Annotated in this window: 9 protein-coding genes and 1 riboswitch; of the genes, 8 read left to right on the top strand and 1 reads right to left on the bottom strand. The window is 32.5% G+C overall.

Features of this window, described 5'->3' with window-relative positions; genetic code table 11:
• Positions 1–77: 77 nt before the first annotated feature.
• Positions 78–689 (bottom strand): LTA synthase family protein, encoded by a 612-nt coding sequence (locus tag BM072_RS09470; RefSeq protein WP_177190297.1) that lies wholly within the window; start codon positions 687–689, stop codon positions 78–80.
• A 191-nt stretch (positions 690–880) separates the two neighbouring features.
• On the opposite strand from BM072_RS09470, the gene BM072_RS09465 reads away from it, so the two are divergent.
• The 8 genes from BM072_RS09465 (at position 881) to purN (ending at position 11,503) form a co-directional block, all read left to right on the top strand.
• Complete coding sequence (locus tag BM072_RS09465) at positions 881–1,126, top strand: hypothetical protein (protein WP_092908420.1); 246 nt, start codon at positions 881–883, stop codon at positions 1,124–1,126.
• 180 nt (positions 1,127–1,306) lie between these two features.
• Positions 1,307–1,405, top strand: a riboswitch (purine riboswitch).
• A 95-nt stretch (positions 1,406–1,500) separates the two neighbouring features.
• On the top strand, positions 1,501–5,211 hold the full coding sequence (locus BM072_RS09460; RefSeq protein WP_092908419.1) for a phosphoribosylformylglycinamidine synthase: 3,711 nt from the start codon (positions 1,501–1,503) through the stop codon (positions 5,209–5,211).
• A 211-nt stretch (positions 5,212–5,422) separates the two neighbouring features.
• Complete coding sequence (purC, locus tag BM072_RS09455) at positions 5,423–6,145, top strand: phosphoribosylaminoimidazolesuccinocarboxamide synthase (RefSeq protein ID WP_092908418.1); 723 nt, start codon at positions 5,423–5,425, stop codon at positions 6,143–6,145.
• 19 nt (positions 6,146–6,164) lie between these two features.
• The gene (purF, locus tag BM072_RS09450) at positions 6,165–7,670 is read left to right on the top strand and encodes an amidophosphoribosyltransferase (protein WP_092908417.1); all 1,506 of its coding nucleotides are present in this window, start codon (positions 6,165–6,167) and stop codon (positions 7,668–7,670) included.
• Positions 7,671–7,701: 31 nt separating this feature from the next.
• Entirely contained in the window at positions 7,702–8,055 is a 354-nt protein-coding gene (locus BM072_RS09445; protein WP_092908416.1) for a four helix bundle protein, read from the top strand.
• Positions 8,056–8,088: 33 nt separating this feature from the next.
• Positions 8,089–9,081: a phosphoribosylformylglycinamidine cyclo-ligase gene (gene purM, locus BM072_RS09440; protein ID WP_092908415.1), complete on the top strand. Its 993-nt coding sequence runs from the start codon at positions 8,089–8,091 to the stop codon at positions 9,079–9,081.
• A 146-nt stretch (positions 9,082–9,227) separates the two neighbouring features.
• Entirely contained in the window at positions 9,228–10,907 is a 1,680-nt protein-coding gene (locus tag BM072_RS09435; protein ID WP_092908414.1) for an AAA family ATPase, read from the top strand.
• A gap of 35 nt (positions 10,908–10,942) precedes the next feature.
• Positions 10,943–11,503: a phosphoribosylglycinamide formyltransferase gene (purN, locus tag BM072_RS09430; protein ID WP_092908413.1), complete on the top strand. Its 561-nt coding sequence runs from the start codon at positions 10,943–10,945 to the stop codon at positions 11,501–11,503.
• Positions 11,504–11,549: the final 46 nt, after the last annotated feature.

Below are 11,549 nucleotides of genomic sequence, written 5' to 3'. Positions count from 1 at the left end.
CAAGGGGTTCTATTTTGAAAAACAACCATTTCAAGGCGGAAACTCAATGAAATGGTCCAATTTTCTATGTTGATTTTTTATTTAGGACAGGATTGATTTAAAACATATAAAGAGCCAATTACAAGAATTAAATTAAGGGCGAAAACACCAAATTTTTGACTTGTTTTTGGTTTAGAATTAAAGGTGTCGTAAAAAACGTTTCTTTTCTTAGTAATGAATAAAGTTAAACCAGTAATCAACACAATTCCGCCAATTAAAATAGGTAATGGATAGGATTCTTGAATGTTTTTGACAACTTCGTATGTATAAATTAAATAATCGACCGCTATAAAGTTGAATCTACTTTTGAATTCGTCCCAAAAAGTTACTTCGGCAAAAAATGTGAAATAGATTATTACCAAATAAAGTGTGAAAATAAAATACACAAATGCGCGATCGAAAACCGAATTGATAAATTTATTTGGAAGAATTAAATAGTAAAACGATAAAAATAACGTGAAACAACTGACCACACTGATGTCGTAAATCAATCCGTAAAAAAGTGTGTGCATTAATGAACCGATATTCCAATCGAATTCGCCTTTTACCCAAACGGCAAAAATAAAACGTAAAAGAAATGAAATAAGGAGAAATAGCAAACTAAAAAACAGTAAAATACTGTATCGGCTTTTGAAAAGATTTTTAAACATAGTGTTAGATTATTCTAATCAAAAGTATTTCAAGAATGCGTGTTATAAAAGAGTGGGAATGAATCTTAAGCGAATCTTAAGTTTAGAGAATTACGATTGTTGCTAAAATCTGTTAAACGTTAATAATCTCCTAAAAATATTTTTTAATAATATTTAATCGTAAATTTGTAGACGGTTTATAAAACTAAGTTATGGAAGAGGTGTTAGTAAATGAGAGAGAAGAGAAATTTTTGAGTTATTGGGAACAAAGATTTAGAACAATTTTTGGAGATAATACAAGTTGGACAACATTATTTATGACAGTAAATAAAGCAACTTTTCCGGAAACTTTAAATATTGAAACTTTCTGTAAAAAATTTATGCAAGATTTTAATATGAAATTAACGTATAAATATGACGAATCTGACAACGAATATGATTTGACAATTACAAGATAACAAAATAAGCTGACCAATATGGTGAGCTTTTTTTATTTAAAACAAGCTCATTTCATTGAAAATCACACATTAATTTTGGCTAAAAAGATTAACAAATAAATAAACTTAAATAAACTCATTTTCGGTTTGATTTTACTAATAAATTGTTTAATTTTGCAGTTCACTTTTAAAGGTGATTTAGTTTTTAAAGTTTACAACATTTGTATAGCTCATAATAAGGTTGAGCGTCTCTACGGCAGACCATAAAAAATTGCCACTACAAATTTTTTTTCTATCAATTGAGTAATGAACCACTCGATAGGAAAACAGTTTGTTGATGTAGTAAATACAGATGGTTTAAACACATTAAGCCAAATAGTACAACAAACAAAACGATGAACCAAAGACTTTTCATTCAGAAGAAATCGAATTTTGACATTATCAGTCAGAAGACTACAATAGAACTTAAAAACCTTGTACCTACAATTGTGTGCAAGGTTTTTGTTATTTATGATCTATTTAATATAGATGAAAATCAATTACAAGAAGTTCAAAACAAGGTGTTTGTTGATCCTGTAACAGACAATGTTTACAAGCATTTAAGCGACACATTAAACTATTCTTTTCCTGACACAAAAAATTATTTTGCAACAGAATTTTTGCCAGGACAATACAATCAGCGCGACGATTCGTCGGAGCAATGTTTGGTTTTGATGAATGTAGAAAATGTTACAGTAAAATCAGGATTGTTATATGTTTTTAATAACGATCTTACAGAACAAGATTTACAAAAAGTAAAAGATTATTTAATTAATCCAATTGAATCGCGTGTTAAAGATCTTTCGAAAATGGAAATTCCTGCAAATCCAGAAGCAACAGAAGTTCCTACGATAGAAAACTTTATTTCGACAGATCAAAAAGGATTAGAAGAAATATATAAAACATATGGATTATCATTAGAAATGGATGATTTAGTTTTTATTCAAGACTATTTCAAATCAATTCAACGAAATCCAACTGAAACTGAATTAAAGGTTTTAGACACTTATTGGTCTGATCACTGTCGTCACACAACTTTTGAGACAGAAATTACAGATATCAAATTCAATTCAAAATTCAACACTACACTTCAAAAAACATTTGATTATTACCAACAAATTCGTCAAGAATTAGGGATTACAAAACCTATTCGTTTGATGGATTTAGCAACAATCATGGGGAAATATCTTTCTCGTACAGGTGTTGTTACAAATATTGATGTTTCCGAAGAAATCAATGCATGTTCTATTGTTGTTCCTATTGATGTAGATGGAATTGAAGAAGAATGGTTATTACAATTCAAAAACGAAACACATAATCACCCAACAGAAGTAGAACCATTTGGTGGAGCTTCGACATGTGTGGGTGGCGCAATTCGCGATCCTTTAAGTGGTCGTTCATACGTTTTCCAAGCAATGCGAATTACTGGAGCAGCAAATCCTTTAGAAAAAATTGAAGATACGTTACCAGGTAAATTGGCACAACGTAAAATTTCGAAAGAAGCTGCAAATGGATACAGTTCGTACGGAAATCAAATTGGATTAGCGACAACTTTTGTGAAAGAAATTTATGACGAAGGATACAAAGCAAAACGCATGGAAGTTGGTTTTGTAGCTGGAGCTGTAAAAAAAGAATACGTTCGTCGTGAAGAACCAGTTGCTGGTGACCGAATTATATTATTAGGCGGTGCAACAGGTCGTGATGGTGTTGGAGGAGCTTCGGGTTCATCTAAAACACACGATGGTTTAAAATTAGACGATTTATCTGCAGAAGTACAAAAAGGAAATGCAATTGTAGAGCGTAAAATTCAACGATTATTCCGTAATCCAGAAGTATTAGCTTTAATTAAAAAGTGTAATGATTTTGGTGCAGGAGGAGTTTCTGTTGCAATTGGTGAAATTGCACGTGGAATCAATGTTGATTTAGATAAAGTTCCTTTAAAATATGCAGGTCTTAATGGTACCGAATTAGCGATTTCTGAATCACAGGAACGTATGGCGGTTGCTGTAGAAGCTAAAGATGTAGATACTTTTATTGCATTAGCAAAAGAAGAAAATCTTGAAGCGACTTGTGTAGCAGAGGTTACGGAAGATGATACAATGACTTTGGTTTGGAAAGGAACAAAGATTGTAGAATTAGACCGTAAATTTTTAGATACAAATGGTGTTCGTAAACAATCAAAAATTGAAGTTACGGACGAAGAATATAAAAATCCTTTTGAGAATAAGTCATTTGATAAAAATGAATTTATTGCAATGATGCAAGAGTTAAATCACGCATCACAAAAAGGTATGGTAGAAATGTTTGATAATAATGTTGGACGTTCTACAATTTTGAATGCTTTTGGAGGAAAAACAATGGATACACCAGAAGATGTATCTGTTCAAAAATTTCCGACAGACGGTTTTACAAATGCAGTTTCAATTGCGGCATACGGTTTTTCTCCACAAATTTCTCGTTGGTCAAATTACCATGGAGGATATTTTGCAGTGATAGATTCTATGACAAAAATTGTTGCAGCAGGAGGTAATTATGCAGATATCCGTTTAACTTTTCAAGAATATTTTGAAAAATTACGTGATGAAGCAACGCGTTGGGGAAAACCTTTTTCGGCTCTTTTAGGAACGATAGAAGCACAACGTCAATTTGGTATTCCAGCAATTGGAGGTAAAGATTCTATGTCAGGTTCTTACCAAGATATTGATGTGCCACCAACGTTAATTTCGTTTGCTGTTGCGCCTTCGCAAGCAAATAAAATTGTACAAGGAACTTTAGCAGAGAAAAATTCTAAACTTTCTGTTTTTGTACCAACGCAAAACGAAGATTATTTATTAGACGAAACAAATGTTAAAGCTATCTTCGATTTTATTACTTCTTTAAATCAAGAAAATGTAAAATCAATGATGACGGTTAAGTTTGGTGGAATTGCAGAAACATTGGCTAATATGGCTTTTGGTAACGAAATTGGATTTGCGATTAACACAACTTTAGATTTAGCAAAATATTATCCAGGATCAATTATCATCGAGCATACTGAAGATTTAACGATTCCGACTGAAATTACTCAAAACTATCATGTCTTAGGTGAAACAAACAATTCGGTTAACATAAGTTTTAACGGTGATGAAATTAATCTGAACGAATTAAAACAACAGTGGAAAGAAACATTCAATTCATTGTTTCCATATCAATCAAATTCTGAAGAAATTGTAGAAGAAAAAGATTTGAAAGTAGAACAAATTTGTTTTGCCTTTGCAGATCATAAAGTAGAAAATCCGAAAGTATTTATACCTATTTTTCCAGGAACAAACTCAGAATACGATTCAGCAAAAGCTTTCCGTAGAGAAGGAGCAATTGTAAAAACATTGCCTTTCCGTAATTTAACACAACAAGATGTTGAAGAATCGGTAGAAGAATTTGTAAAAGAAATCAATCAAGCCAATATTTTCTTTATTCCAGGAGGTTTCTCAGCTGCTGATGAGCCAGATGGATCAGGAAAATTTATTGCAACGGTTTTACGTAACGAAAAAATTAAAAATGCAATTCATCAATTATTAGAAAGAGATGGATTGATTTTAGGCGTTTGTAATGGATTTCAAGGTTTAATAAAATCAGGATTATTGCCTTACGGTAAAATTCAAGAATTAGAAGAAAATACACCGACATTAACGTTTAACGAAATTGGTCGTCACATCACTCAATTAGCTCAAGTTAGAGTTAATAAATCGCATTCGCCTTGGTTAAAAGGAATGGAAAATCAAACATATTGGATTCCATTTTCTCATGGAGAAGGTCGTTTTGTAGCAAATGATTTTGAATTAGAAAAATTGATTGATAAAGGACAAATTGCAACGCAGTTTATCGATTTAGAAGGTAAATTAGCAGGGCAAATGCCTTACAATCCAAATGGATCTACTTTTGCTGTAGAAGGAATTGTTTCGCCTTGCGGAAAAATTTACGGTAGAATGGGACATCCAGAGCGTTACGAAGAAGGATTATTCAAAAATATACCTGGAAATGGATCTATGAATATCTTTAAAAATGCGGTTGAATATTTTAGAAATTAGTTAAACTGAATTTATTTTAGTTGAAAGACAAAATCTAAATTAAAAAGAAACAAACAACAATCAATACTAATTTCGATCCTGAACCAATCGAAATTAAATACCGAAAAGTAACCTTGAACAAGTTATTTTTCAATGCATACAACAAACACGAAGTGGACTTTTTCATTTCAAACAAAACAAAAAAACAAAAAGTTAACAACAAACTAAAACGATGAGCTTAACAAAGAAAGACTTCATTTACGAAGGAAAAGCAAAACAAGTTTACTCGACTGAGGAAGCAGACAAAGTAATTGTTTATTACAAAGATGACGCTACAGCTTTTAACGCTCAAAAACGTGGAACTGTAGAAGACAAAGGAGAAATGAACAACAAAATTTCGACTTTAATCTTCGATTACTTAATTGAGAAAGGAATTCCGACTCACTTTATCGCACAATTAAACGATAGAGAGCAGTTAGTGAAGAAAGTGGATATTATTCCGATTGAGATGGTTGTTCGTAACTATGTTGCGGGAAGTATGGCGCAACGTTTAGGATTAGAAGAAGGTGCGAAATCGCCGATTACAATCTTTGATCTTTGTTATAAAAAAGATGAATTAGGAGATCCATTAATTAATGATCACCACGCTGTTTTATTAGGTGCTGCAACGTATGATGAGTTACAAGTATTGTACGCGATTACAGAAAAAATCAATGAAGCTTTAAAAGAATTATTCTTAAAAGCGAAATTAACATTGGTCGATTTCAAAATCGAGTTTGGTAAAGATGTTGATGGTAACATTATTTTAGCAGATGAAATTTCTCCTGACACTTGTCGTTTATGGGATGTAGAAACTGGTAAAAAATTGGACAAAGACCGTTTTCGTCGTGATTTAGGTGACGTTTCAGAAGCTTATCACGAAGTTTACAATCGCTTATTAGAAGTTTTAAAATAATCCTTTTTCATCCGAAAAAATGATTGATAAAAAATCATATAAAAGTCAACTAAAAGCACAGTATTTAACAGAGTTTTACGAACGTAATATTCTGAAAAAGTACGCTGCTGATGATGTTGACAGTGTAAACGAAGAGTGTGGTATTTTTGGTGTTTATTCGCCAACTAATATCAACACATATTCTATTACGCAATTTGGGTTATTCGCCCTTCAACATCGCGGTCAAGAAGCGTGTGGTGTATCGTTTTTAAAAGATGGTAACATCAAAACGGTAAAAAAAGCAGGCTTGGTTTTAGACGTTTTCAAAACAATGGAAGCGGATATAGAAGATTACCAAGGAAATGCTGCAATTGGACACACACGTTATACAACTGCTGGTGACGGAAGTCGTCGAAATATCCAACCACTTTACACGTATAACATATACGGAAAACCACATTTTTCTATCGCACACAACGGAAATTTAATTGAAGTTGAAGGATTGAGAAAAGAGCTAGAAGCAGAAGGTTTACCCTTTTTAGCAACATCTGATACAGAAGTATTATTGCGTTCTATTCAAAAATATTCTCACTTGGATATTGTTGAAGCAATCCAAAAAGGAACGGAAAAAATAAAAGGCGCTTATTCGGTTTTATTATTAGCGAATAATCAATTAGCAGCTTTCCGCGACCCAAATGGTATTCGTCCGCTTTGTATGGGAAAATTAGATGACGCCTATATTTTTTGCTCAGAAACATGTGCTTTAGACGCTGTTGGTGCAGAGTTTATTCGTGATGTAGAACCAGGAGAAATTGTGGTGGTAGATGAAAATGGAATAAAATCTTATTCATTAAATCAACCAAAACAAAAAAATATTTGTGCTTTTGAGTATATTTATTTTGCTCGTCCTGACTCGAATATCGAAGGAAATGAAATTTATGATTTACGTGTAGAATCTGGACGTAAATTGTATGAACAATCTCCTGTAGATGCCGATTTAGTAATTGGTGTTCCAGATTCTGGAATTCCATCTGCAATTGGTTATTCAGAAGCATCAGGAATTCCTTACGAACCAATTTTGATTAAAAACCGTTATATGTCACGTTCATTTATCGTTCCGTCACAAGAAATGCGCGAACGTGTTGTGAACTTGAAATTGAATCCAATCAAAAATAAAATCAAAGGAAAACGTTTGGTTGTTTTGGACGATTCTATTGTACGTGGAACAACATCAAAATTATTAATTAAGATATTAAAAGAAGCCGGAGCAAAAGAAATTCATTTCCGTTCCGCTTCACCACCAATTATTGCGCCTTGTTATTTGGGAATTGATATGCCATCAAAATCAGATTTAATTTCGGGAAACAAGACCATAAAAGAAGTTGAAGAATATTTAAATGTAGATTCTCTAGATTTCTTAACAGTGGATAATTTAATTGATTTATTAGGAAGTAAACAACATTGTTTTGGTTGTTTTACAGAAAAATATCCTGTAAATTACTCAAACAAAGAATCTAAAGAGGTGAATAGTTTACATATAGATTAATTAAAAAATTATTAATTATGAATGATGAATTATGGCGAATATCTTGAAAGAAAAATCTTTTGATTTAGCATTAAACATCATTCAGTTATCAAAAGATTTACAAAGTAAAAGTGAATTTGTTTTGAGTAAACAAGTTTTAAGAAGTGGTACAGCTGTTGGTGCTTTAGTTAGAGAATCTCAGAATGCAGAAAGCGCAAAGGATTTTATTCATAAATTATCAATTGCTCAAAAAGAATGTGATGAAACACTATATTGGTTAGAATTATTATTTAGAAGTAATTATATTGAAAAAGAAATATTTTCTAAATTATATACTGATTGTAGCGAGGTGTTAAAAATTCTAAAAAGTATCATCATAACAAGTAAACAAAAACTAAATTCATAATTCATAATTCATCATTATCAAATCATAATTAAAATGAGCAATACATATAAACAAGCCGGTGTAGATAAAGAAGAAGGTTATCAAACGGTATCTAAAATTAAAGATGCAGTTGCAGCAACACACAACGAAAATGTGTTGAATGGAATTGGAAGTTTTGGTGCTTTTTACCAATTAGGAGGTTATAAAAATCCAGTTTTAGTTTCAGGAACTGATGGAGTTGGTACAAAATTACGTGTCGCTTTAGATTCTAAAATCTACGATACAGTTGGGATAGATTGTTTCGCAATGTGTGCAAATGATATTCTTTGTCACGGTGCTAAACCTTTATTTTTCTTGGATTATTTAGCATGTGGAAAATTAGATTCTGATATTGCTGCAGAAATTGTTTCGGGAATTGCGAAAGCATGTAAAGAAACAGGAACAGCTTTGATTGGAGGAGAAACTGCCGAAATGCCAGGAATGTACAAAGTTGGTGATTATGATGTTGCAGGATTTTGTGTTGGAGTAGTAGAACGCGACGAAATTATTGACGGTTCTAAAATAAAAGCCGGACAAGCAATAATAGCTTTGCCAGCAAGTGGATTTCATTCAAATGGATTTTCATTAATTCGTAGAATCTTCCCAGATTTTAACGAAGATTTTGAAGGAAAACCATTGTTCGAAACATTATTAGTTCCGACAAGATTATATCAAAACGATATCTTCAAAATTAAAGACGAAGGTATAGAAATGACAGGAATTGCTCACATTACAGGAGGTGGATTAATAGAAAATGTTCCTCGTATCATTAATGATGGTTTAACAGCTGTAATAGAGAAATCTAAAATTAATGTACCGACAGTGATGCAAGAATTAGCGAAACGCGGAAATATTGCAGAAGACGAAATGTTCGGAACATTTAATATGGGTGTTGGTATGGTTGTCATCGTTAACCAAGCCGACGCCGAAAAAGTAGTGAATATTATTGATGGAAGTGCTGTGATTGGAGAAATTCAAGAAGGTTCGGACAAAATTATATTGAAATAGTAGATTAAATAGTTTAAGAAAGTCGGATAAGTTAATTCTTATCCGGCTTTTTTATTGATGAAATTTAGAGGTTTTCAAAAGTAATTCACCGTTATATTTTGTATCTTCGCAATTCATTCAAATTACCCAATATCACACGATAGATTATGCAACAATCAAAGGCTTTAGCAATACTAAAATCTGGTAGAAATGTATTTTTAACAGGTTCAGCTGGTGCCGGAAAAACCTACGTGCTTAATCAATATATCACTTACCTAAAACAACATGGTGTTCCTGTCGCAATTACCGCTTCTACGGGTATTGCAGCAACTCACATGAATGGTCAAACCATACATTCTTGGGCAGGAATCGGAATAAAAGATTATGTTTCTGACCGTTATTTAACTTCACTTCGAGACAAAAAATATTTCCGAGATAAAATGGACAAAGTAAAAGTCTTAATTATCGACGAAATCTCGATGTTACATCGTGCACAATTAGACGCGGTAGATTATGTATTGAAGTTTTTTAAACAAAATGACGAACCTTTTGGTGGAATACAAGTCATTTTTTCAGGAGATTTTTTTCAGTTACCTCCAATCGGAGAAGAATGGGAAGAATCGCGCGATAAATTTTGTTTTATGTCTGATGCTTGGGTGGCGTCAAAAGTACATATTTGTTATTTGACAGAACAATATCGTCAAAAAAATAACGAATTAAATGATATTTTGAATGAAATTCGTTCGGGAATGATTTCTCAAAAAACGGTTGATTTATTAGAATCTCGCATTCAATATTTTCCAGATGAAATCGATTCTCAAACTCGATTATACACGCATAATATGGATGTTGACCGTATCAATAAAGGTCAATTAATCAGTATAGATTCTTCATCCAAAACATTTGAAGCAAAAGTTGCAGGAAATCCAGCATTGATAGAAGTTTTAAAGAAATCTGTTTTAGCAGATGATGTTTTAGAACTTAAAATTGGAGCAAAAGTAATGTTTGTTCGCAACAATTTTGATGTTGGTTATGTAAACGGAACGCTAGGAATTGTGTCGGGTTATAATGAAAAAAATGAACCAATAATCAAAACATTAGACGGCGAATTTTATATTGCAAAGCCTGAAACTTGGGCAATAGAGGACGAAAGCGGAAAAGCTTTGGCTTCCTTTACACAAGTGCCATTGCGTTTGGCTTGGGCAATTACCATTCACAAATCGCAAGGAATGACGTTGGATTCTGCTTTTATAGATTTATCAAAAGCCTTCGAGAAAGGGCAAGGATATGTGGCTTTATCGCGTTTGCGCGATTTAACTTCGTTAACCTTGCATGGTCTTAATCAAACGGCTTTAGAAATTGATAGTTTAGCAATGAAAGCTGACCGTCGTTTTCAGGAATTATCAGATATGATTGATGATAAATTAGACGAAAAAGAATTGCAAGATTCTTGGGCGCCATTTATTCGTTATTCTGGTGGTACATTGGATAAGAAGCAAATTGCGAAGAATCAAGAAAAAAATAAAATCAAAGAAAAAGGCTCAAAAAAATCTACTTACGAAATCACGTTAGATTATGTAAAAGATGACTTATCTTTGGAACAAATTGCAGAGAAAAGAGGTTTGTCAACATCAGTAATAGTTGATCATATCGGAAAAATCAAGGAAATTGAACCAGACTTAGATTATTCTAAATTTAAACCTGCTGACAAAATAGTAGAAAAAGTTCGTTTTGCTTATAGTGAAATCGAATTTGAAGAAAACAGAGTGCTTAAACCAATCTTCGATTATTTTAATGGAGAAATTGGTTATGAGGATATTAAGAAAGCATTACTTTTTATAGAGTAATTGCTTTTAAAACAAACACAAACAAAACAATAAAAATGAAAATAGCCGTATTTGTTTCCGGAGGCGGAACAAATCTTCAAAATATAATTGATGCAGTTGAAGATGGTACATTGCCAAATGTAGAAGTAGAAATGGTAATGGCCGATAGAGACTGTTTTGCAATTGAACGTTCGTTGGATAAAGAAATCCGAACGTATGTTTTAGACCGTAAAACTTTTTCTGAAGATGCCGAACATAATTTGATTGATGAAGAAATTGATTTAATTGTATTGGCAGGATTTTTAACAATATTATCTCCAGAATTTACTGCAAAATGGGGATCAAAAATGATAAATATTCATCCATCCTTATTACCAAAATTTGGTGGTAAAGGAATGTATGGCTCTAAAGTTCACAAAGCTGTTTTAGAAGCTGGCGAGAAAACATCTGGCGCAACTGTACATTATGTTACGGCTGGCGTAGACGAAGGACAAATTATTTGTCAAGCGACTTTTGATATCGAAGAAGGAGACCAAGTAGCCGATTTACAACGTAAAGTTGCTGAGGTAGAAAGTCAAATTTTTATCAAAGCAATAAAGCAAATTAGTGAAGCATAATACAATGCCTCGAGGACACGCGTCTTTGGGGCATTTTTCATTTCCG

Origin of the sequence: Algoriella xinjiangensis, from assembly GCF_900115015.1 — a bacterium.
GTDB classification, from domain to species: domain Bacteria; phylum Bacteroidota; class Bacteroidia; order Flavobacteriales; family Weeksellaceae; genus Empedobacter; species Empedobacter xinjiangensis.
The sequence above is the reverse complement of the archived record's forward strand: the minus strand, read 5'-3'. Positions and strand labels throughout refer to the sequence as shown.

Bases quoted from the DNA above. Each gene is read 5' to 3' on its own strand.
- purN (WP_092908413.1), top strand. From the start codon at position 10,943: ATGAAAATAGCCGTATTTGTTTCCGGAGGCGGAACAAATCTTCAAAAT.
- BM072_RS09445 (WP_092908416.1), top strand. From the start codon at position 7,702: ATGGCGAATATCTTGAAAGAAAAATCTTTTGATTTAGCATTAAACATC.
- BM072_RS09470 (WP_177190297.1), bottom strand. From the start codon at position 689: ATGTTTAAAAATCTTTTCAAAAGCCGATACAGTATTTTACTGTTTTTT.
- purM (WP_092908415.1), top strand. From the start codon at position 8,089: ATGAGCAATACATATAAACAAGCCGGTGTAGATAAAGAAGAAGGTTAT.
- purF (WP_092908417.1), top strand. From the start codon at position 6,165: ATGATTGATAAAAAATCATATAAAAGTCAACTAAAAGCACAGTATTTA.
- purC (WP_092908418.1), top strand. From the start codon at position 5,423: ATGAGCTTAACAAAGAAAGACTTCATTTACGAAGGAAAAGCAAAACAA.
- BM072_RS09435 (WP_092908414.1), top strand. From the start codon at position 9,228: ATGCAACAATCAAAGGCTTTAGCAATACTAAAATCTGGTAGAAATGTA.
- BM072_RS09465 (WP_092908420.1), top strand. From the start codon at position 881: ATGGAAGAGGTGTTAGTAAATGAGAGAGAAGAGAAATTTTTGAGTTAT.
- BM072_RS09460 (WP_092908419.1), top strand. From the start codon at position 1,501: ATGAACCAAAGACTTTTCATTCAGAAGAAATCGAATTTTGACATTATC.